The following is a 21684-nucleotide window of genomic DNA, read 5'->3' on the forward strand; positions in this document are numbered from 1 at the left end:
GGGGGCAGCCGGCCCCGGCAGAAACGCCTCCCGGAGACCTCCCGGAAGCCTGCCGAGCCCCTCCCGCGTCCGGCCCACCGGCGTCACGATGGCCTCATGAGAGACGAACCGATCGATCTGCACACCGCCCTCGCCGCCTTCGACCAGCTGTGGAGCCCGCGCATCGTCACCCGGGTCAACGACTACGACGTCCGGATCGCCAAGGTGGCGGGGGAGCACCTGTGGCACGCGCACGAGGACACCGACGAGTTCTTCCTCGTACTCGACGGAGAGCTGAGCATCGCGCTGCGCGACGGTGACGGCGCAGCCGATACCGGCGGGCGGACGGTGGTGCTCGGCACGGGGGCCGTCTTCGTCGTCCCGCGCGGTGTGGAGCACAAGCCGTCCTCGGCGGACGGCGCCTCGCTGCTCCTCTTCGAACCCGCCGGCACTTCGTCCGTCGGCGACCGGCACGAGCCCGTCCCCGGACACGTCGACGCCACCACCGGGCACCCCCTCGGCTGACGGGGGTGCCGGCCGCGATCGCTCCGTGGCTGAACGCACCGGCACACGGAGGCGTCGAGGCGGCTCCCGCGGCGTGCGCCGGCGTCCCCCTCTGCCGCCACGCCTGCGCCGGCAAGCACGAGTTGCAGCAGCAGGCACCCGAACTGCCCGTCGTCGGCGCTGTGTTCGTCGTCCGTGGTTCCGCGGGCCCGCCGTGTGCGGAGTACCCGGTACGGTCACCTCGCCGGCAAGGCGGGCGGGCAGCGACGGCACCGGGTGCGGGCGCGGCACACGGGACCGCTCGCCGCGCTCGGCGTGCGGCGGGCGTCCCACCAAGGGCCCGGGGAGCGGCTCTTGGGGCCTTGCGCCGCCTCCGGCGGGGGCTCCTCGGCGGCTGCGTGGCCCGGACGGTCGTCGACCTCGCACCGGTGACACTCCTCACCGTCGTGGGCGCCGCACGTGCTTCCGCGGCAGCCGTGCCGGTGCGCGGCTCCCACGGGGCCCCGGACCGGGGGCTTTTCAGCCTTTCGGGGCAACGCCCCGGGTTTCGGAACGGCGCGTCGGGAAAGCCCGGAGAGCCGGTACAAGAACGGAACCAAGCCGGAACCACGCCCCACTTTTCTTCGTTCTTGACACTGGAGTAGCGTGCTGTTTTTGCTAACGCATTACTCTGAAGGCTAGTGCCGTGCCGTACGGCCATGGAGGAGTGAGATGAGGAGCAGCAACCCGGTCTTCTCGCGACGGGGGTTCAGCCGCTCAGGCGGCTATGCCGGTTTCGACGCCGGCCAGCAGCCGCAGGCCGGGAACCCGTACGCGACGAACAACCCCTACGCGAACAACCCTTACGCCCAGCAGCAGACGCAGGCAGTCGGTCAGCCCCAGGGGGCTCCGCCCGCCGCCCCGCCGCAGACCGGCGTCATGACGATGGACGACGTCGTCGCCCGCACCGGTATGACGGTGGGCCTCGTCGTCGTCATGGCCGCAGTGGCCTGGATCACCGATCTGGCCCTGCCGCTCGCCATCGGTGCCGGCCTCGTCGCGATGGTGCTGGCCCTCGTCCAGTCCTTCAAGCGCAAGGCCGTGCCCGCGCTGATCCTGGCGTACGCGGCGCTGGAAGGTCTCTTCCTCGGCGCGATCAGCAACTTCGTCGACAGCTACATCGCGGACGGCGCGGCCATGCAGGCCGTGCTGGGGACCATGGCGGTCTTCACCGCGGTGCTGGTGATGTACAAGACCCGGATCATCCGGGTCAACAGGCGCTTCTACCGCTTCGCGATGGCCGCCGCCATCGGCTTCGTGATGCTGATGATGGTGAACCTGCTGTTCGCGGTCTTCGGCGGCGGTGACGGTCTCGGCTTCCGCAGCGGCGCGATGGGCGTCCTGTTCGGTGTCGTCGGCATCCTGATCGGCGCTCTGTTCCTGGCGCTCGATTTCAAGCAGGTCGAGGACGGCATCTCCTACGGCGCTCCCCGTGAGGAGTCCTGGCTGGCCGCCTTCGGCCTGACCCTGACCCTCGTGTGGATCTACCTGGAGTTCCTGCGACTGATCGCGATCCTTCAGGGCAACGACTGACGGACGCGGCGAAGGGGCCCGGAGGCGGTGACGCCTCGCGGGCCCCTTCGTATGTGCTGATTCGAATGTGAGAAGTCGCAGGTTGCGGATCCGGATGGGCTCCGGAAGAGAGCCGGCGGGTTCTGGAGAGCCGGTTACAGGTGGCGCGCTGCGCGCCGCAGGTCGTACTCGTGAATGATCGCCTTCGCGTGGCCGTAAGCGAGGTTGTGCTCGCCGCGCAGCCAGCTCACCTTCTCCTCGAAGCGGAAGAGAGAAGGGCCTTCATCGACGGTCCGCAGCCATTCGGATACTTCACGGCCTGTGCAGTGAGGGATGCGGGTGAGCATGTTCCGGTGGGTCTCTTCGGAGAAGATCTGGGACATCGGCGCCTCCGGACGCTGCCTTATGGAGTCCTTCCCGCCAAGGTGCCTGAGTGTGAGGACGATGGCAACAGTCCCGCGGGGGCGCATACGCTTGCGAGGTGCTCGATACAGCCCCTTTGATCTCCGCGGTCCAGCCGGCCGCGGACCGTCTCAGGACGCTTCCGGAGAGCGCTCTGCGCAGGGGCGCGGCGGCCGAAGGACTGGCCCTGGCACGCGAGTTGGCGGTCAGGGCGCAGCGTCTGGAGTTCCCGGGCCGCCCTCCGTCGGAGCTGCCCGACGTGGGTGTTTTCGCCGTCGGCGACCAGCTGTTGGTGGCGGCACACGATCTGGCGGAAATTCTTTGCGAAGTTGACGCCGATCATGAACTGACCGACGCCGTCGCCCTGGTTCAGCTCGCCACCGTGCGTATCGCCGCGGCTGCTACCGGGAAGCGATGACCCGGTCCGCGAGGAGATAGGCGGTGCGGCCCTCCCCGTAGGCGAAGGTCAGGGCGTACGCGCCGGAGACGGTGGAGCCCCCCATCAGCACCGGGACGTCCCCTTCCCGCAGCGCCGCGCACAGGGCCTCCGCCGTCTCGCGGTGGCCGGGGGAGAGGCACACCGTTGTGCCGTCCTGGAAGAGGTAGACGTCCAGCGTGCCCAGCGGGCCCTGCCGCACGTCCGAGAGCGGCGTACGGGCGTCCGCCAGCTCCGCCAGCCGCCCCACGGTGCGCTCGTGACCGGCGGCGTTCCCGGAGCGCAGGGACGTCTGCGCGGGGACGGCGGGTTCGCCGCGGAGCGTGAAGTCCGGCTCCGAAGGGTGACGCCGGCGGGCGGCGGCCACATCGGGAGTCTCCTGCCCGTCGTCCGCGCCGCGCTGCTCCAGGGATTCCACCGGTTCGAGACCGTTCTCGCCCGCGCCGCGCTCCATCTGCCGGGGTACGAAGATTCCCGGCTCGGGCATGGTGTGGTCGCGCATTCCGCGCAGGGTCTCCAGCACCTCGTCGTCGAGGCGGCCCCTGAGCAGTGCGTCCAGGACGGGAGCGATCTCGTACTCCGTGCCGCGCCCGGCCAGCGTCGCGTCCTCGTCCGCGCCGTGCGTGCCCGAGTCCTGCGACGCCCACACGGCGCGGGCCTCCGCCAGCTCACGTTCGCGTTCCTCCGCGATCGCCTCGACGACGATGCTTCGGATCTCCTCGGCGGAACGCGCGCGCGGAACCCTTGCCCCGTGGGCACCCTGCTCGCACTCCTCGAGACGCCGGCGCAGGCCGCGCGCCGAGTGCAGGGCGGCGCCCCCGACCGCGGCGGCCGTGACCGCGGTCGCGAGCAGCAGCAGAGATATCGGGCTCACTGACGTTCTCCTGGTTCCGTTGGTCCCCCCGGACGTTGTATCGGGACTCCCCGGCTTCCTCCCTGGGCCCACCCCCCTGGGGCCCACCCCCTCGGGCATCTTCCGGAAGGCCGGAGGAGAAGCCGGGGGAACAGCGTGAAAGAAGCCCGGGGCGAGTCGACCGTAGTCCCAAACGTCGTGAATAGGACAGAGGTGAACTGCAACCTCCGGCACCCCGCCCGGCGTGAGCAGGAGAAACGCTCAGCACCAGGGGGATAAATCACATCCCGGGACGTCAGCTGAGGCGTTCCAGCACCATCGCCATGCCCTGGCCGCCGCCCACGCACATGGTCTCCAGGCCGAACTGCTTGTCGTGCCAGCGCAGCGAGTTGAGCAGCGTCGTGGTGATGCGGGCGCCGGTCATGCCGAAGGGGTGGCCGACGGCGATCGCGCCTCCGTTGACGTTGAGCTTGTCCAGGTCGATGCCGAGGTCCTGGTAGGACGGGATGACCTGGGCGGCGAACGCCTCGTTGATCTCGACGAGATCGATGTCGCCGATCGTCATTCCGGCACGCGCCAGGGCCTGCTTGCTGGCCTCGACCGGGCCGTAACCCATGATCTCGGGGGAGAGGCCGGAGACTCCGGTGGACACGATGCGCGCCAGCGGCGTCAGACCCAGCTCGCGCGCCTTGGTGTCGGACATGACGACCAGTGCGGCCGCACCGTCGTTGAGCGGGCAGCAGTTGCCGGCGGTGACCAGCCCGTCGGGACGGAAGACGGGCTTGAGCCCCTCGACGCCCTCGAGGGTCACGCCGGCGCGCGGACCGTCGTCCTTGGCGACCGTGCCGTCCGGCGTGGTCACCGGCGTGATCTCCCGCTCCCAGAAGCCGTCGGCGATGGCCTTCTCCGCCAGGTTCTGCGAGCGGACCCCGAACTCGTCCATCTCCCTGCGGGTGATGCCCTTGTGGCGGGCCAGGTTCTCCGCGGTCTGCCCCATGGCGATGTAGACGTCCGGCACCTGGCCGTTCCCGCGCGGGTCCTCCCAGTCCGATCCGCCCTTCTCGGCGCGCTCGGCGGTACGGGCCTCGGCGTCGGCGAAGAGCGGGTTGTGCGTGCCGGGCATCCCGTCCGAACTCCCGTTGACGGAACGGGAGACGGCCTCCACGCCCGCCGAGATGAACACATCGCCCTCGCCCGCCTTGATGGCGTGCATCGCCATGCGGGTCGTCTGCAGCGACGAGGAGCAGTAGCGGGTGATGGTGCAGCCCGGCAGGTGGTCCATGCCCATCTGCACGGCGACGACGCGACCCAGGTTGTGTCCCTGTTCGCCGCCGGGCAGGCCGCAGCCGAGCATCAGGTCGTCGATCCGGGAGGGATCCAGCTCCGGTACCTGATCGAGCGCGGCCTTCACGATCTGCGCGGTCAGGTCGTCGGGCCGTACGTCCTTCAGCGACCCCTTGAAGGCGCGTCCGATGGGCGAGCGGGCGGCAGAGACGATCACTGCTTCGGGCATCACGGCTCCAGAGGGTCGTCGGCAGAGCGGTTTACCTGCGGGAAGCTACCTCCCCGTAGCCCCGGGGTCACGGGCTGCACGGTGTGATGCCGGACTCTTTTCTAAGCGCTTGCTTTTTCGTTGCCCGGTGGCGACGGGGTGAACCCCCGCCGCAGGCACCCCGGCCTCGCGCCCCGGGCGGGAGGGGGCCGCCCGGGGCGGGCCGGGGTTGGTCAGAGCGCCTCCTCGTGCGCCGCCTCGACCTCCTCCGCCGGAGGCAGCCGGCGCCGCCGGCGGTGCTTGAGGAGGGCCCACGGGCCGCGGACCGCCGTGACCTCCGTGCCGCCCTCGGCGACGGCCTCGGCCGCCGCCCGCGCCACCGGCAGGATGCTCTCCCGCCGCGCCGCGTCCGGCCCTTCGTCCTCCGTCGGCCACAGGCCCAGCGAGGCGCACAGGGTCGGCAGGATCGCCATCGCGGCGGTCGCGTAACCCTCCGCCGAGGGGTGGTAGTTGTCCGGGCCGAACAGTTCGCGGGGATGTGCGGCGAACTCGGGGCCGAGCAGGTCGCCGAGCGAGACCGTACGGGCGCCCTCCTCGACCACGGCGATGGTCTGTGCCGCGGCGAGCTGGCGGCTCAGGCGCCGCGCGACCCAGCGCAGGGGCTGGCCGACGGGCTCCACGGAACCCAGGTCGGGGCACGTTCCGACGACCACTTCGCACCCGGCGGTGCGCAGCCGCGCCACCGCGTCCGACAGGAGCCGCACCGCTCGGGAGGGCGGCATCCGGTGCGTGACGTCGTTGGCGCCGATCATGATGACGCAGACGTCGGGCGCGTGGTCGAGGTCCTGCTCGCTCAGCAGCAGTGTGACCTGGCGCTCCAGGTCGTCGGACTGGGCGCCCGGCAGGGCCACGTTGCGCAGCTCCACGGGCCGTTCGGCGACGGCCGCGAGCGCGGAGGCCAGCAGGGCGCCCGGGGTCTGGCGGGGGAGGTGCACTCCCTGGCCGGCCGCCGTGGAGTCGCCGAGGAAGCCCAGCCGTACGGCACGCCCCGGGTGCTGTCCCGCGAAGGCGGCGCCGTAGACGCCGTCGGCCTTGGGCGGGTCGTCGTCCGAGACGCCGATCTTCCGCTTGGCGAGCTGGGCCTCGGCGAACAGCAGCCCGACGGCGGCGCCTCCGAGCAGGCTGAGGCCGCCGCTGCCGTACGCGGCCGCGGTCGCGATCCGTCGTGCCACTCTTGCGCTGGCCGCCTTCGACATCGGCATCTTTCTGGTCCGCCTCCCGCTGCTGGTGCTGGTGCTGGTCCCGGTGCTGGTGTGCTGTGCGTTCCGTGTGCGCCGTGCTGCGCCGTACTGTGCGGCCAGAGGCGTCAGTGAGACCGCGGCCGCGCCCGATCCATTCCCGCTACCGTCGGCCTGTGCCCCGCCGGATGGTGCTGAGGTGCATGAAGAGGCACCGTGGTTGGGTAGTCGGTGTGAGCGCTCGGTGCGCGTCCTGTGACGTGCGGGTTGAGCGCTCCTAACACTGTGTTGCCCCGTGGGGACCGCTCTGCAACCTTCGCAACGGGCCTCCGGTGTGCGCGTGTTGCGCAATATCGTGACGGTAAGGGCACGCAACGACGCTGCCCACGGACGCGCGGAGACCACGTTGCAGTATCACGAGTCCATGATCGACCTTGTCGGCAACACCCCGCTGATCAAGCTGAACAGTGTCACGGAGGGTATCCGGGCCACGGTTCTCGCGAAGGTCGAATATTTCAACCCCGGCGGTTCCGTGAAGGACCGGATCGCGCTGCGGATGATCGAGGCGGCCGAGCAGTCCGGCGAACTCCGTCCGGGCGGCACCATCGTCGAACCCACCTCCGGCAACACCGGTGTCGGGCTCGCCATCGTCGCCCAGCAGAAGGGCTACCGCTGTCTGTTCGTCTGCCCCGACAAGGTGTCGACGGACAAGATCAATGTGCTGCGGGCGTACGGCGCCGAGGTCGTCGTCTGCCCGACGGCGGTCGACCCGGACCACCCCGACTCCTACTACAACGTCTCGGACCGTCTCGTGCGCGAGACCCCGGACGCCTGGAAGCCCGACCAGTACAGCAACCCGAACAACCCGCGATCGCACTACGAGTCGACCGGTCCGGAGCTGTGGCAGCAGACCGACGGGCGGATCACGCACTTCGTCACCGGCGTCGGCACCGGCGGCACCATCTCCGGAACGGGCCGCTATCTCAAGGACGTCAGCGAGGGCCGGGTGCGGGTCGTCGGCGCGGACCCCGAGGGTTCCGTCTACAGCGGCGGTTCGGGCCGTCCTTACCTGGTGGAGGGCGTCGGCGAGGACTTCTGGCCGGACGCGTACGACCGGGACGTGGCTGACGAGATCGTCGCCGTCTCCGACAAGGACTCCTTCCAGATGACGCGCCGTCTGGCAAGGGAGGAGGGCCTGCTGGTGGGCGGCTCGTGCGGCATGGCCGTGGTGGGCGCCCTGGAGGTGGCGAGGAAGCTCGGGCCGGACGACGTGGTCGTGGTGCTGCTGCCGGACGGCGGCAGGGGCTACCTCAGCAAGATCTTCAACGACGAGTGGATGAACGACTACGGCTTCCTGGAGGAGGGCGAGGCCACCGACGTACGCGTCGGTGACGTGCTGCGCCACAAGGAGGGCCCGATCCCCTCGCTCGTGCACATGCACCCCGAGGAGACGGTCGGCGAGGCCATCGAGGTGCTGCGCGAGTACGGCGTCTCGCAGATGCCGGTGGTCAAGCCGGGAGCCGGGCACCCGGACGTGATGGCGGCCGAGGTCGTCGGTTCCGTCGTCGAACGGGAGCTGCTGGACGCGCTGTTGGCACAGCGCGCCTCCCTCGGCGACCGTCTGGAGAAGCACATGAGCGAGCCCCTGCCGCACGTCGGCTCCGGCGAGCCGGTGACGGACCTGATGCCGGTTCTCGAAGGCGCCGACGCGGCAGTGGTGTTGGCGGCGGGCAAGCCGGTCGGTGTGGTCAGCAGGCAGGACTTGCTCGCCTATCTGGCGAGCGGCGCCAAGAAGTGACGCGGACGGGGCCGTGAACACCCCGAACTCCCCGCGCGCCCGGACTTTGTGGTGCCCGGGCGTTCGCGGCGCCGGGCGGTTCGCGAAGCGGCGAGAGAGTGTCACGGTCCCGAAACCTCCGGTTGACACACGCTCGGCACAGTGGTCCGTGTCGGCGTCGAAGAACTCCGGAGCGGCTCCCGGATCTGTGGACGCCGGGACGCGACCGGTCCTGACCGGCGCGCATCCCCGCGGGGGGCTGCCGTTCGTCCCGCCCCGGTGCTCGCACCGGGGTGCGGCGGCCTCCCGCTGCGGGGCTCTGCTTCTTCCTCACGGCCCGCGGCGGGCGTCTCGCCCAGGGCCCGGGTCCGGCTGCGGCGGGCGTCTCGCCCGGGGCTGCGGTCGGCGCCGGGGTTGCGGCCGGGGCCCGGCTGCCGGTTCCGTACGGGGGCGGCAGCGGCGGCGGCCCTGGTTCCGGTGCGGTCCTGGTTCCGGCCGCTCAGTCCCAGTCGCTCTCCTGCCGGCGCTCCTCCTTGGTCCGCCGGAGGCCGAACCGGCTCCAGTCCCCCTGCGCCGCGTTGACGCCGACGATGCCGGCCCAGCACACGAGCAGGCCCGAGAGCCCCGTGTTGACGGCCGCGATGGCCGAGAGCGGTACGGCCAGCACCAGCGAGGCGACCGCCAGGAGCCGCGTACCCATGCCCTCCGGATACGACGGCGAACCGCCGCCCGCCTGCGCCCGGGCACCCCCGCGGGCCACGACCATCTGCTGCTCCGCCATCCGGCGGCGCATCCGCTTGTCCACGACCGTCTCCAGCCGGTGGTCGAGCTTCTCGAGGAAAGAGGTGATGAGTTCGTCCTCGTACTCCTTGCCGAGTTCCCTGCGGGTCTGAAGAGTCGCGTCGAGTTCGCGCGTGAGCTCGGGGTCGCGGGCGTCCATGCGCAGCACGCTACGCGCGCGCTCCGCCCGGGGCAGTGGTGCCAGCCCCCGTATCCGCGGGCGGCCTGCCCCCACCTTCGCCGGTGGCGGCGGCAGTTCCCGGAGTCCGGCCGGTCCGGGGAAGTGCGGCCCGGGGACCGCGCGGCCCGGGGGAAAGCTGTCCTGCCGAGTGGGGGGTGCCGTTCCGGCGTCCACGAGCCCGCCGATGCGGGCGGCGCGTGCCCGCTGCGGGAGCACGGCCTGAACGCGGAAGCCGCTGACGACCGGTGACCGGCGGCATGAAGCACCCGTAGGTGTTCTGAGGCGGCGGTGGCGGCCTCGATGCTGATCCACCGGATCGCGCTTGCCCGACTGCATATAGTCATGCACAGTCGTTCTGTAGTGAATAGACGTCGAGGGCCGGGCTGTCGCCGGACAGGCCCCAGGTGTGGGACTCCGGTGGGCGCGAACAGCGGGAGGACGGGATGAGCAGCGCGAGCGCGCGGCTGCTGAAGCTCTTCGAGGGGCACAGGCTCACGCCGACCCAGCGCCGGATCGCACACTGCATGGTCCGCCAGGCCGGTGACGCACCCTTCCTCTCCAGCGTCGAACTCGCCGAACTGGCAGGGGTGAGCCAGCCCTCCGTCACCCGCTTCGCCGTGGCTCTCGGCTTCGACGGCTACCCAGCACTCCGCCGGCATCTGCGCGAACCGGCGCCCGGGACGACGGGGGCGGGAGCGGCGGCAGGCACCCGGGACGCCGAAACCGACCCGTACAACGCCTACCAGCAGGCCGTGCACGCCGAGATCGACAATCTGCGTCACCTCGCGGCCCTGCTCGCCGACCCCGCTCCCGTGGAGCGCGCGGGCCGGATGCTCGCCGCGAGCCCCACGCTGCCGGTGCTCGGCCTGCGTGCCGCCTCGGCCCAGGCACGCGGCTTCGCCTACTTCGCCTCCAAGGTCCATCCCGACGTGCGGCTGCTGGACGAGGGCGGAAGCATGCTGTCCGACCGCATCGACGGGTGCCTACGGGCCGGGGCGGACGTGCTGCTGTGCTTCGCGCTGCCGCGCCACCCGAAGGAGGCGGCCGAGGCACTCGACCACGCCCGCGGCACGGGCCTGCGGATCGTCACCGTCGCCGACAGCGCCTTCGCGCCCGTCGCACACCCCGAGGACCTGCTGCTTCCCGCCGCGGTCGGCACAGGACTCGTCTTCGACACCGCGTGCGCACCCATGCTGCTCGGGCGGGTGCTGCTGGAGGCGATGTGCGACGGGCTGCCGGACGCCCAGTCCAGGCTGGAGGACTTCGACGCGAGGGCCGCGGAGCGCGGACTGTTCCTGGAATGAACGCTCCCCGTTCCCGGAGCGGGGGCGAGACGGAAGCAGGACGAGGCGGCTGACAGACGCTACGCGGGTTCCGTGCGGCCCTCCGTGCCGCCCGTTTCCTCGCCCCGCCTCGTCCGGTACGGGTCACGGCCGAGGAAGGCCACGAGCCGGTCGCTCGGATCGGCCTCCGCCGGGACGGTGACCGGCGGGGCGAAGAGCGGATGGCGCGCCTCGGGTCCTGGCACCAACTGACGTGCCGTGCGGATCAGTTCGGTCGCCAGCGCCGCCGGAACGGGACGCGGCAGCCCGATGGCCTGAGCGATGTCCCATCCGTGCACGGCGATCTCGAGCGCTCCCGTACGGGCGAGGGCTGCTGCCGTCAGCGGCAGGTCGTCGACGGCCACGAGCCGCCGGGCCGGGGTCCGCGAGCCGGCCCAGGCGCCCATCAGCCGCGACGCCGCGGCCCGGAAGGCCGCAGCCGGGTCGCGCGGGCCGCGCCTGTCGCTCTCACTGCCCCCGGCCGCTGCGGGGGGCTCCAGGGCGACGTGTCCGTCCTCGATCCCCTCGCACAGTGCGGCGAGCGAGTCGTTGGTGTGCCACAGAAGCGCTCTCAGGTCCCAACGGCCGCACGGTGTCGCACGGTTGAGCGCCGGTGCCGTCACGGGCCGTACGGCGCACAGTGCGTATCCGAGCGCCCGCTCCAGCAATGCGGTGCCGGCGTCCCGTGTGCCGTCGTCCATCGCCCGACCGCCTGCCCTCTCGGTTTCCGCCCGCCGGCCGGTGGGCCCGGCCGTCCCCTGTACGGACCGGCACAGGGACGCGAACTCATCGGCGCCGCACGGCGATTCCGAGAGCCGCCCTGTTCACGGCCCACAGCGCGATGCCGAGCGCGACGAGGACCGCCGCGCGCACGTACACGTCCGCGGCACGGTCGGCGAGCGGGCCGGCCAGCAGGATCGCGGAGGCCGCGCCCAGGACGGGCAGCACCGTGGGCGCGCGGAAGTGGCGGTGCTCCACCCGCTCCTTGCGCAGCACCAGGACGGCGATGTTGACGACCGCGAAGACGCACAGCAGCAGGAACGACGTGGTGTCGCCGAGCCCTTCGATCTCGCCCGTGGAGACGAGCACCACGGCGAGCAGGGTGACGAAGACGATGCCGGTGACCGGGGTGCGCCGGCCGGGCAGCACCCGCCCCATGACGGAGGGAAGGATGCCCTCGTTGGCCATGCCGTAGCACAGACGCGAGGCCATCATGATGTTGATCAGCGCGGAGTTGCTGACGGCGAAGAGGGCGATGACGGCGAAGAGTTCGGGCGGGAAGCTCACCCCGCCCGCCTTGACCACCTCCAGCAGCGGACCGCTGGACTTCTCCAGTACCCGGAAGTCGACCAGCAGCGACGAGATGAGCGCCACCAGCACGTAGATGGTGCCGGTTACGGCGACACCGATGAACAGGGCCCGCGGGAAGGTCCGGCCGGGCTCGACGGTCTCCTCCGCCATGTTGACCGAGTCCTCGAAGCCGACGAACGCGAAGAATCCCAGGGCGGTCGCGCCCATCACGCCCGTCAGCACCGCGTACCCGGTGTCGCCCGTCGTGTGGATCTCCCCGAGCCGGCCGGGGTCGCCCATGCCCGCGAGGACGGCGTAGACGCCGATCCCGATGACGATCATCAGCCCGCTCAGTTCGACCACTGTGAGCACGACGTTGGTCTTCACCGACTCCGAGACGCCGCGCAGGGTGAGCGCCGCCAGTGCGAGGACGAAGAGGACCGCGACGAGCGTGGAGGGGGCTTCCACCAGTTCCGTCAGATAGTCGCCCGCGAACGCGAGGGCCGCGGCGCTCGCCGAGGACAGGCCCGAGCACATGACCATGAACGCGACGATGAAGGTCAGGAAGGGCATCTTGAACGCCCGCTGGGTGTACAGCGCCGCACCGGCGGCCCGCGGGTACTTGCCGACGAGTTCCGCGTAGGAGGCCGCCGTCAGCAGTGCCACCGCGAACCCGATCACGAACGGCAGCCACAGGGCCCCGCCGACCTTCCCCGCCACCTTCCCCGTGGTGGCGTAGATCCCCGTGCCGAGGATGTCGCCGATGACGAAGAAGACCAGCAACTTGGGCCCGATGGCCCGGACGAGAGGTGTCCCGTCGGCGGGCGCGCTCTGGGCGGGTGATTCTGCTTCAGGGGCTTCGCGAGACTCCGGCATGAGCTGAAGGTTCCCACGGCCCGCGCCCGCCAAAGCTCCCGTCGGCCGGGCACGTTCATGCGGTTCTTGCGACCGTGCGGCCGCCCGTCCCGGCGGCTTCGTCCTTCCGGACAGCGGAACACATGGTTGAGGAATGGACCACTCCGGAGCAGGGTGAGTCCCCCGACCTGGAGAAGGGACACCCCATGACGTCAGAGCCGACGAAGCCCACCACCACCGGGGCGCGCACGCTTCCGCCCTTCCGCGCCGACCACGTGGGGAGCCTGCTGCGCCCGGCGGCACTCAAACGTGCCCGGGAGGACCACGCAGCGGGGCGCATCGACGCAGCCGGGCTGAAGGCGGCCGAGGACGAGGCCGTACGCGACGTCGTCGCACTTCAGCGCGAAGCCGGACTGCGGGGCGCCACGGACGGAGAGTTCCGGCGGCAGTCCTGGCACATGGACTTCATCTACTCGCTCGGCGGCATCAACAAGGTCGAGGACGAGAACCTCCGGGTGCAGTTCCACAACGCGGACGGCGACATCGAGTTCGCACCGCCCTCCGCCCATGTGGACAGCAAGCTGCACCTGGAGTCGACGATCTTCGCCGACGCCTTCGCGTTCCTGCGGGACACCGTCTCCGAGGGCGTGACGCCGAAGCTGACCATCCCTTCGCCGAGCATGGTCCACTACCGGGGCGGACGCGCCTCGATCGACGAGGCCGTCTACCCGGACATGGAGTCCTTCTGGACGGACCTGACCGACGCCTACGCGGCCCAGGTGCGCGGCGTCCACGAGTTGGGCTGCCGCTACCTCCAGCTCGACGACACCAGCCTCGCGTACCTCAACGACCCGGAGCAGCGCCGTCACGTCGCGGAGATCGGCGGGGACCCCGAGCACCAGCACGAGACGTACATCGCCAACATCAACCGGGCTCTCGCGGACCGCCCCGGCGACCTGCGCGTCACGACGCACATGTGCCGGGGCAACTTCGCCTCGTCCTGGGTGGCCACGGGCGGCTACGACTTCGTCGCCGAGGCGCTCTTCGGCGGTCTCGAAGTCGACGGCTTCTTCCTGGAGTTCGACGACGAACGCTCCGGCGGCTTCGAACCGCTGCGCTTCGTGCCGAAGGGCAAGCAGGTCGTGCTCGGCCTCGTCACCAGCAAGCGGCCGGAGCTGGAGAGCAAGGACATGCTCAAGCGCCGCATCGAGGAGGCGTCCCGCTACGTCGACATCGATCAGCTCAGCCTGTCCCCGCAGTGCGGCTTCTCCTCGACGCTGGAGGGCAACAACCTCACGATCGACGACCAGAAGGCCAAGCTCGCCCTGATCGTGGAGACCGCCGAGGAGGTCTGGGGCGGGGCGTGATGCCCGAAGGGCGGTGATCCTCGGGTGAGTTGCCGGGACGGCCGGGCGCGCAGGCGCCCGGCCGTCCCGGTCGCGTGGGCGGGCCGGGGCTCGCACCGGCGCCCCGCGCACCGCGCTTCATCCGGTGCCGGCACCGGTGCCGGCACCGGCCAACAGGGGCCGCCGCCCGCCCCGTTCAGCATTCGGCCCGTGCCCTGGCGTGCTGCTCCGCCGGCTTTCCCCTGGTCATGATCCTGAGAGTGCCGGCGGTGAGGAGCCTGGCCTGGACGGAGCCGCAGGCGCAGCGCGTCCAGACGAGGACTCCCTCACCTGTGGGGTGCTGCGAGAGATCCCGGACGGGCTGGTCGTCGGGCCATCCGCAGTACGGGCAGTGGGACACGCGTGAACCTCCTCGCTCGCCGTGGCCACCGGGGGGAACCGGAGGCCCTTCACCCACCAGGCTGCCGCGACGGATCATGCAGGTCCAGGTTCGATTTCTTCACTGAACCGTGTAGAACGGTTACATGATTGATCTGCGTCGTCTCACAGTGCTCCGCGCGATCGAGCAGTACGGCACGGTGACGGCCGCCGCCGGGGCCGTGCATCTGACGCCGTCCGCCGTCTCGCAGCAAGTACGCCAGCTCGGAAGGGAGTTGGGCGTACCGCTGCTCGAACCCCAGGGCCGGCGGGTGAGGTTGACGGAGGCGGCACACGCCCTCCTGCGCCACGCCGACTCCATCGAGGAGCTCTGGCAGCGCACCGAGGCCGAGCTGCACGCCACCGCGCTCGGCGAGCCGAGCGGAGTCCTGCGGGTGGCCGGGTTCCCCACGTCGGTCTCGGCGCTGCTCGCGCCCCTGGCCGTGCGGATGCAGCGGGAGTGGCCGGGGGTGACGGTCAGGGTCAGGGAGGCCGAACCCCTCGACTGCTTCGACCTGTTGTTCTCCGGCGAGACCGACCTGGCGGTCGTCGAGGCGATGCCGGACAACCCTCCGCTCAACGACCGGCGCTTCGACCAGCGGCCCCTGCTGGAGGACCCGCTCGACCTGCTCACGGCCACCGGTCACGAGCTGGCGGGGGAGCCGGGAACCGTCCTGGAGGACCTCTCCGGCGAGCCCTGGATCCTGGACATGCCCGGAAGCGGCTGCTCAGTACGCCAGTTGGTCCTCGCGGCCTGCCGCAGCGCGGGTTTCGCGCCCTCGGTCACGCACGAGGCGCGCGACTACAGCGTCGTCGCGACGCTCGTCGCGCACGGGCTGGGCGTCGCCCTCGTGCCGCACCTGGCGCTGCTGCCTCCCCATCTGGACGTCGTACGCACCCCGTTGACGGGCCGCTACGTGCCCGCCAGGCGCTTTCTGAGCGTCGTCCGGCGCGGCAGCGACGGCCACCCCACCATCGCCGCGGCCCTGGAGCTCCTGGGCGAACTCTCCGCGAAGCGGGGCCGGACGGACTGAGCACCGCCCCGACGCCCCTACGGCGCAGGGGTGTTGGGGGAAGCCAGGGCACGGCGGCCGGGCACGGACCGGCTCCCGCGCCCGGGTTCACCCGTCCCGCAGCGCGTCCCTGTGAGCCCCGCCGGACTCCGCGACGATCTCGGCGAGCGACTGCGGCTCACGCACGGTCAGGAACCGCACCCCGCCCCCGGTGGCCCCACCGCCGGACGCGCCTTGGGCCTCCGTCACGGTGAAGCCGTAAACGCCCGGCCTCGGCAGCGAGTTGTAGCCGAACGGGTTGGAGAAGTAGTAGGCACCGGTGTCCAGGAGCGCCGCGTAGTCGCCCTCCTCCAGGGGTGGCAGCGGCCGCTCCCGGGCCACCAGGTCCCCCGCGAAGCAGCACGGGCCGGCGATGTCCTGCGTGACGGTCCCGCCGTCGGCGCCCTCGTCACCCTCGGCGCCCTTCGGTTCGCCCGCCGCGTCGTACGCGGCGACCCGCAGCGGCCACGCGTCCGGCGTGAAGACCGTGCGCACCGCGATCTGTGCGCCCGCGTGGGTGACGGCGATGGGCCTCCCGCCGGCCGACTTCGCGTACTCGACGCGCGTCAGAACCGTCCCGGCCTTCGCCAGCAGCGAGCGGCCGAACTCGGTGACGATGCCGTACCGCCCGTCGAAGAGCCCCGGCACCGTCGCCGCGAGCAGCCGGGCGTACTCCTCGAACGTCGGTGTGATCTCGTCGCTGCCGAAGTTGACGGGCAGACCGCCTCCCAGGTCGAGGGTGTCGACCTGGTGTCTGCCGACGGCGGCGTTGATCTCCTCGGCGAGCTCGTACGTGGCCCGCGCGCCCTCCGCCATCAGCTCCAGCGGCATCCCCTGCGACCCGACGTGCGAGTGCAGCCGGGTCAGCCACGGACGCTCCCGGTATGCCTGCACGACCCATTCGCGGGCCCCCGGGTCCTCCAGCGCGACGCCGAACTTCGACGTGGCCGTTGCGGTGCTCATCGCGCCGATGGAACCCCCGCCGATCTGCGGGTTGACGCGCAGGCCCACCGCCGAGGGCGAAGGGACGTCCGGGGCGATCAGCTCGTCGAGGCGGGCGAGCTCCCCCGGGTTGTCCGCGTTGAGGGCGATGCCGAGGGTGAGGGCCTCACGCAGCTCGCTCACGGTCTTCGCGGGGGAGTCCAGGACCGTCCGCCCGGCCGGTACGCCCGCCGCCCGTGACAGGGCCAGCTCGCCGGGGCTGGCGACCTCGCAGCCGATGCCCTCGTCGGCGAGGAGCCGCAGCACGGGCACGAGCGAGGCCGCCTTCACGGCGAAGGTGTGCACAACCTCCTGGCCGGGTGCGCAGACGTTCTCGAAGGCGGTCCGCAGCGCGTGCGCCGCCTCGCGTATCGCCCGGACGTCGAGAAGGGCGGCGACGGGATGCCGGTCCTCCGTGACGAGTCCCTGCTCGACGGCGGCGCGTACGGCCAGGTCGCGGCGGGCGGCGACCGCCGCCCCGTCGGCGACCGCCCTTCCGCCGGGAGTGCCCGCGCGGCCCGCGGATGGCGAGGAGGCCCGGGAGCCGGGAGAGGACGGGGGGTCCGGGTGGTCCGATCCGGCCGCCGGGGCCGTGGTGGCAGGGCTGCTGCTGGAGTCGTGCATACGACAAGCCAAGCACGTCCCCGGCGCACAGGGGTACGGCCGCCCGCGATGTTGACTAGGTCTATTCACTCCGTACAGTGTGTGAATAAATGATGTCGGGGGAGTCGGGACAGCAGACGGCAGGGAGGCACGGGAGATGTCAGGACCGCGACCCGTACGGGCGCCGCGCGGCAGCGAACTGAGTGCCAGGGGATGGCCGCAGGAGGCCGCCCTGCGCATGCTCCAGAACAACCTCGACCCCGAGGTGGCCGAGCACCCCGACAAGCTCGTCGTCTACGGCGGCACCGGCAGGGCGGCCCGCGACTGGGACTCCTTCGACGCCATGGTCCGCACCCTGCGCACCCTCGGCGACGACGAGACGATGCTCGTGCAGTCCGGCCGCCCCGTCGGCGTGATGCGCACCCACGAATGGGCGCCGCGCGTGCTGCTCGCCAACTCCAACCTCGTCGGTGACTGGGCCAATTGGGAGGAGTTCCGGCGGCTGGACGCCCTCGGCCTCACCATGTACGGGCAGATGACGGCCGGTTCGTGGATCTACATCGGCACGCAGGGGATCCTCCAGGGCACGTACGAGACGTTCGCGGCCGTCGCCGCCAAGAGGTTCGGCGGCACCCTCGCCGGCACGATCACCCTGACCGCCGGCCTCGGCGGGATGGGCGGCGCCCAGCCGCTCGCCGTGACGATGAACGACGGCGTCGTCATCTGCGTCGAGTGCGACCCCTCCCGCATCGAGCGCCGCATCGGACACGGCTATCTGGACGTACGGGCCCATTCCCTCGACCACGCACTGGAGTTGGCAACGAAGGCCCGCGACGAGCGCCGCCCGCTGTCCATCGGTGTCCTCGGCAACGCAGCCGAGGCGGTGCCCCGGCTGCTGCGGCGCGGCGCCCCGATCGACATCGTCACCGACCAGACCAGCGCGCACGACCCGCTCGCGTACCTCCCCGTCGGCGTCGACTTCGACGACATGGCCCGGTACGCGGCGGACAAGCCCGCCGACTTCACCCGGCGCGCACGCGAGTCGATGGCCCGGCACGTGGAGGCCATGGTCGGCTTCATGGACGCGGGAGCCGAGGTCTTCGACTACGGCAACTCCATCCGGGGCGAGGCGCAACTCCACGGCTACGGGCGGGCGTTCGACTTCCCGGGCTTCGTACCGGCCTACATCCGGCCGCTGTTCTGCGAGGGCAGGGGCCCCTTCCGCTGGGCGGCGCTGTCCGGCGACCCGAAGGACATCGCGGCGACGGACCGTGCGCTGCTCGAACTCTTCCCCGAGAACGAGTCGCTCGCCCGCTGGATCAGGCTCGCCGGTGAGCGCGTGCACTACCAGGGCCTGCCCGCGCGCATCTGCTGGCTCGGGTACGGCGAACGGGACCGTGCCGGGGAGCGCTTCAACGACATGGTCGCGAGCGGCGAACTCTCGGCGCCGCTGGTGCTCGGCCGCGACCACCTGGACTGCGGCTCTGTGGCCTCCCCGTACCGGGAGACCGAGGCGATGCGCGACGGCTCGGACGCGATCGCCGACTGGCCCCTGCTGAACGCCATGGTCAACGCGTCCTCCGGAGCGACCTGGGTCTCGATCCACCACGGCGGGGGCGTCGGCATGGGCCGCTCCCTGCACGCCGGGCAGGTCACGGTCGCCGACGGGACGCCGACGTCCGGCGAGAAGCTGCGCCGTGTCCTGACGAACGACCCGGGCATGGGCGTGGTGCGTCACGTCGACGCCGGGTACGAGCGCGCGGAGGAGGTCGCCGCCGAGCGGGGCGTAAGGGTGCCGATGCGGGAGGGCGGGGAAGGAGGAGCGGGCACGTGAACGCACGGGACGCAGGCGACGCGCCGGACGCCGGGAACCGCCGCGGCCCCGCGCCGGCCCCGCCCTCGTTCCACGAGATGTGGCGCGAACTGGCCCCCATCGGCAGGCACGACGCAGGCGGCGGATACCGCCGTTACGCGTGGACGGGAGCGGACGCGGACTGCCGCGCCTGGTTCCGCGCCGAGGCCGAGTCCCGCGGCCTGGCCTACGAGTCGGACCGCAACGGCAACCAGTGGGCCTGGCACGGCGTGACGAGCGCGCAGGACATCGCTCCCGGCAGCGCCGTCGTCACCGGCTCCCACCTCGACTCGGTCCCCGACGGTGGCGCCTTCGACGGGCCGCTCGGCGTGGTCTCCGCGTTCGCCGCGCTCGACGAACTCCGGGCGAAGGGCGTCCACTTCAGGGTGCCCCTGGGAATCGTCAACTTCACCGACGAGGAGGGCGCGCGGTTCGGCCTGGCCTGCGTCGGCTCCCGGCTCAGCTCCGGAGGGCTGACACGGGCGCAGGCGCGGGAGCTGCGCGACGCCGAGGGCGTCTCCCTGCCGCAGGCCATGGAGCGGGCCGGACACGACCCGGACGGCATCGGTCCCGACCCGGACCGCCTCTCCCGCATCGGCGCGTTCGTCGAACTCCACATCGAGCAGGGGCGTGCGCTCGCGGACCCCGGAATCCTCGCTGCCTCGGGCGCCCGGGGCCGGGCCGGCGTCGCGGACCGGACCGCCCGTCATGCGGTGGGCGTCGCATCGGCGATCTGGCCGCACGGCCGCTGGCGGTTCGACTTCCTCGGCGAGGCCAACCACGCCGGCACCACCCGGTTCGAGGACCGCCGCGACCCGATGCTCACATACGCCCTGACGGTGCTCGCCGCCCGGGAGGAGGCGGAGCGCGCCGGTGCGCTCGCCACCTTCGGCAAGGTCGCCGTCGAGCCGAACGGCGTCAACGCCATCCCCTCCGTCGTGCGGGGCTGGCTCGACTCCAGGGCCGCGGACGAGGAGACCCTCGCCGCCGTCGTCGCCGGCATCGAGGACCGGGCGACGCTGCGCGGGCGGGCCGACGGCGTGCAGGTGAGCGTCACCCGCGAATCCCGCACGAGGACCGTGGAGTTCGCCCACGACCTGCGCGACAGGATCGCGCGGATGCTGGGCGGGGCGCCGCTGCTGCCCACCGGAGCGGGACACGACGCGGGCATCCTGTCGGCCTCCGTCCCGACCGCGATGCTCTACGTCCGCAATCCCACCGGTGTCTCGCACTCGCCCGCCGAATCCGCCGACGAGGACGACTGCGTGGCAGGGGTGCGAGCGCTCGCCGACGTGCTGGAAGGGCTGGCCTGCTGATGACACCGACCCCGACCTCCTCCTCGTCTCCGTCGCCCCCGTCCTCCCAGTCCCCCTCCCCGTCGCGCGAGGGCCCGGGGGCGGACTCCCCAGGACCGCGGAACGTCTACTGGTGCACCCACGCGTGGCTCAACGGCATGCTGGAGCTCGACGTCGTCATCGAGACCGGGCGGGACGGACGGATCACCGCCGTACGCACCGGAGCCGGCGAACCGCCGCCCGGCGCCGTGGAGTTGCGCGGCCTCACCCTGCCGGGCCTGGCCAACGCCCACTCGCACGCCTTCCACCGCGCGCTGCGCGGCACCGTGCAGGTCGGCTCGGGCACCTTCTGGACGTGGCGCGACGTGATGTACCAGGTCGCCGGCCGGCTCACCCCGGACTCGGCCTACGCCCTCGGCCGCGCCGTCTACGCGGAGATGGCGCTGGCCGGCATCACATGCGTCGGCGAGTTCCACTACCTTCACCACGCGCCCGGCGGCGAGCCCTACGACGACCCCAACGCCATGGGTCACGCACTCATCTCGGCGGCACGGGACGCCGGCATCCGCATCACCCTCCTCGACACGGCCTACCTGGCCTCAGGCTTCGGACGCCGGGGCCACGGCGAGCCTCCCGGCCGGCAGCAGCTCCGCTTCTGCGACGGCACCGCCGAGGCCTGGGCCGAGCGGGCCGCGCAACTGCGCGTCCCCGAGGACGGGCACGCACGCACCGGGGCGGCCATCCACTCCGTACGGGCCGTCCCCGCAAGGGAGTTGGGGCCGATCGTGGAGTGGGCGGAGGAACGCTCGGCGCCCCTGCACGTCCACCTCTCCGAGCAGACGGCCGAGAACGACGCCTGCCAGGAGGCACACGGCTGCACGCCCACGCGGCTGCTCGCCGACCACGGGGTGCTCGGACGCCGTACCACGGCCGTCCACGCCACCCATCTGACCGACGACGACATCAAGCTCCTCGGCGACGCCTCCGTCGGGGTGTGCATGTGCCCCACCACCGAACGGGACCTGGCCGACGGCATCGGGCCCGCGCCCCGGCTGGAGAGCGCCGGCGCCACGCTGTCCCTGGGCAGCGACAGCCACGCCGTCATCGACATGCTGGAGGAGGCGCGTGCGCTGGAACTCGACGAGCGTCTGCGCACCCGCACCCGCGGCCACTGGACGGCGGCACACCTGCTGCGCGCCGCCACGGAGGACGGTCACGCCGCGCTGGGCTGGCCCGAGTCGGGCCGCCTGGAGGCGGGCATGCTAGCGGACTTCACGACGGTGTCGCTGGACTCGGTGCGGACGGCCGGGCCTCCCGTCCGCATGGCGGTGGAGGCGGCGGTCTTCTCCGCATCGGCCGCCGACGTCCGCCACACGGTCGTGGGCGGCGACCACGTCGTGCGGGACGGCCGGCACGCGTACGTCCCGGACGTCCCGGCGGCCCTGACCGAGGCGATCGGCGGCCTCCACTGACCGGGG

At 71.9% G+C, this 21684-nt stretch carries 19 protein-coding genes; 10 read left to right on the top strand and 9 right to left on the bottom strand.

Annotated features, from left to right (window positions below; translation table 11 throughout):
* The first annotated feature begins 96 nt into the window (after nucleotides 1-96).
* Both H180DRAFT_RS03190 and H180DRAFT_RS03195 read left to right on the top strand, forming a co-directional pair.
* A complete protein-coding gene (locus H180DRAFT_RS03190) occupies nucleotides 97-504 on the top strand; it encodes a cupin domain-containing protein (protein WP_055484352.1) in 408 nt (135 codons plus the stop codon).
* Between the two features lie 690 nt (nucleotides 505-1194).
* A complete protein-coding gene (locus tag H180DRAFT_RS03195; protein WP_055484353.1) occupies nucleotides 1195-2055 on the top strand; it encodes a Bax inhibitor-1/YccA family protein in 861 nt (286 codons plus the stop codon).
* A gap of 134 nt (nucleotides 2056-2189) precedes the next feature.
* On the opposite strand, the gene H180DRAFT_RS03200 is transcribed toward H180DRAFT_RS03195, so the two are convergent.
* Nucleotides 2190-2417, bottom strand: coding sequence for a DUF4287 domain-containing protein (locus H180DRAFT_RS03200; RefSeq protein ID WP_055484354.1), 228 nt, complete (start codon nucleotides 2415-2417; stop codon nucleotides 2190-2192).
* Nucleotides 2418-2515: 98 nt separating this feature from the next.
* Here H180DRAFT_RS03200 and H180DRAFT_RS03205 point away from each other — a divergent pair, with 98 nt between their 5' ends.
* Nucleotides 2516-2854, top strand: coding sequence for a hypothetical protein (locus H180DRAFT_RS03205; RefSeq protein WP_055484355.1), 339 nt, complete (start codon nucleotides 2516-2518; stop codon nucleotides 2852-2854).
* On the opposite strand, the gene H180DRAFT_RS03210 is transcribed toward H180DRAFT_RS03205, so the two are convergent.
* From H180DRAFT_RS03210 to H180DRAFT_RS03220, 3 genes are all read right to left on the bottom strand, one after another.
* A complete protein-coding gene (locus tag H180DRAFT_RS03210) occupies nucleotides 2838-3746 on the bottom strand; it encodes a hypothetical protein (RefSeq protein WP_055484356.1) in 909 nt (302 codons plus the stop codon). The genes H180DRAFT_RS03205 and H180DRAFT_RS03210 overlap by 17 nt on opposite strands.
* Before the next feature lie 274 nt (nucleotides 3747-4020).
* Nucleotides 4021-5238 (bottom strand): acetyl-CoA C-acetyltransferase, encoded by a 1218-nt coding sequence (locus H180DRAFT_RS03215; RefSeq protein WP_055484357.1) that lies wholly within the window; start codon nucleotides 5236-5238, stop codon nucleotides 4021-4023.
* Nucleotides 5239-5450: 212 nt separating this feature from the next.
* A complete protein-coding gene (locus H180DRAFT_RS03220; protein ID WP_055484358.1) occupies nucleotides 5451-6479 on the bottom strand; it encodes an SGNH/GDSL hydrolase family protein in 1029 nt (342 codons plus the stop codon).
* Nucleotides 6480-6861: 382 nt separating this feature from the next.
* On the opposite strand from H180DRAFT_RS03220, the gene H180DRAFT_RS03225 reads away from it, so the two are divergent.
* Nucleotides 6862-8253 carry a cystathionine beta-synthase gene (locus tag H180DRAFT_RS03225; RefSeq protein WP_055484359.1) on the top strand — a complete coding sequence of 464 codons (1392 nt, stop codon included), beginning with the start codon at nucleotides 6862-6864 and terminating at the stop codon, nucleotides 8251-8253.
* A 478-nt stretch (nucleotides 8254-8731) separates the two neighbouring features.
* Here the strand turns inward: H180DRAFT_RS03225 and H180DRAFT_RS03230 are convergent, their stop codons facing one another.
* Nucleotides 8732-9172 carry a hypothetical protein gene (locus H180DRAFT_RS03230; RefSeq protein ID WP_055484506.1) on the bottom strand — a complete coding sequence of 147 codons (441 nt, stop codon included), beginning with the start codon at nucleotides 9170-9172 and terminating at the stop codon, nucleotides 8732-8734.
* Nucleotides 9173-9636: 464 nt separating this feature from the next.
* On the opposite strand from H180DRAFT_RS03230, the gene H180DRAFT_RS03235 reads away from it, so the two are divergent.
* Nucleotides 9637-10497 carry a MurR/RpiR family transcriptional regulator gene (locus H180DRAFT_RS03235; protein WP_055484360.1) on the top strand — a complete coding sequence of 287 codons (861 nt, stop codon included), beginning with the start codon at nucleotides 9637-9639 and terminating at the stop codon, nucleotides 10495-10497.
* 59 nt (nucleotides 10498-10556) lie between these two features.
* On the opposite strand, the gene H180DRAFT_RS03240 is transcribed toward H180DRAFT_RS03235, so the two are convergent.
* Together H180DRAFT_RS03240 and H180DRAFT_RS03245 are read right to left on the bottom strand one after the other, a co-directional pair.
* A complete protein-coding gene (locus H180DRAFT_RS03240) occupies nucleotides 10557-11216 on the bottom strand; it encodes a TIGR03086 family metal-binding protein (RefSeq protein ID WP_055484361.1) in 660 nt (219 codons plus the stop codon).
* An 85-nt stretch (nucleotides 11217-11301) separates the two neighbouring features.
* Nucleotides 11302-12681 carry an APC family permease gene (locus tag H180DRAFT_RS03245; protein ID WP_055484507.1) on the bottom strand — a complete coding sequence of 460 codons (1380 nt, stop codon included), beginning with the start codon at nucleotides 12679-12681 and terminating at the stop codon, nucleotides 11302-11304.
* A 122-nt stretch (nucleotides 12682-12803) separates the two neighbouring features.
* On the opposite strand from H180DRAFT_RS03245, the gene H180DRAFT_RS03250 reads away from it, so the two are divergent.
* Nucleotides 12804-14027, top strand: a complete 1224-nt coding sequence (locus H180DRAFT_RS03250; protein ID WP_254665837.1) for a 5-methyltetrahydropteroyltriglutamate--homocysteine S-methyltransferase — start codon at nucleotides 12804-12806, stop codon at nucleotides 14025-14027.
* Nucleotides 14028-14202: 175 nt separating this feature from the next.
* Here the strand turns inward: H180DRAFT_RS03250 and H180DRAFT_RS03255 are convergent, their stop codons facing one another.
* Nucleotides 14203-14406, bottom strand: coding sequence for a hypothetical protein (locus H180DRAFT_RS03255; protein ID WP_055484362.1), 204 nt, complete (start codon nucleotides 14404-14406; stop codon nucleotides 14203-14205).
* Between the two features lie 124 nt (nucleotides 14407-14530).
* Between H180DRAFT_RS03255 and H180DRAFT_RS03260 the strand changes: the two genes are divergently transcribed.
* Entirely contained in the window at nucleotides 14531-15457 is a 927-nt protein-coding gene (locus H180DRAFT_RS03260; RefSeq protein ID WP_055484363.1) for a LysR family transcriptional regulator, read from the top strand.
* An 87-nt stretch (nucleotides 15458-15544) separates the two neighbouring features.
* Here H180DRAFT_RS03260 and H180DRAFT_RS03265 read toward each other — a convergent pair whose 3' ends face one another.
* Complete coding sequence (locus H180DRAFT_RS03265) at nucleotides 15545-17080, bottom strand: type III PLP-dependent enzyme domain-containing protein (protein WP_079099787.1); 1536 nt, start codon at nucleotides 17078-17080, stop codon at nucleotides 15545-15547.
* A gap of 136 nt (nucleotides 17081-17216) precedes the next feature.
* Here H180DRAFT_RS03265 and hutU point away from each other — a divergent pair, with 136 nt between their 5' ends.
* The 3 genes from hutU (at nucleotide 17217) to H180DRAFT_RS03280 (ending at nucleotide 21678) form a co-directional block, all read left to right on the top strand.
* On the top strand, nucleotides 17217-18893 hold the full coding sequence (hutU, locus tag H180DRAFT_RS03270; RefSeq protein WP_055484364.1) for a urocanate hydratase: 1677 nt from the start codon (nucleotides 17217-17219) through the stop codon (nucleotides 18891-18893).
* Between the two features lie 77 nt (nucleotides 18894-18970).
* Entirely contained in the window at nucleotides 18971-20227 is a 1257-nt protein-coding gene (locus tag H180DRAFT_RS03275) for an allantoate amidohydrolase (protein WP_055484510.1), read from the top strand.
* Nucleotides 20227-21678, top strand: a complete 1452-nt coding sequence (locus tag H180DRAFT_RS03280; protein WP_074466577.1) for a formimidoylglutamate deiminase — start codon at nucleotides 20227-20229, stop codon at nucleotides 21676-21678. The genes H180DRAFT_RS03275 and H180DRAFT_RS03280 overlap by 1 nt, the downstream gene beginning before the upstream one ends.
* The last annotated feature ends 6 nt before the right edge of the window (nucleotides 21679-21684 follow it).

The organism is Streptomyces sp. WMMB 322 (genome assembly GCF_900090145.1).
GTDB lineage: Bacteria > Actinomycetota > Actinomycetes > Streptomycetales > Streptomycetaceae > Streptomyces.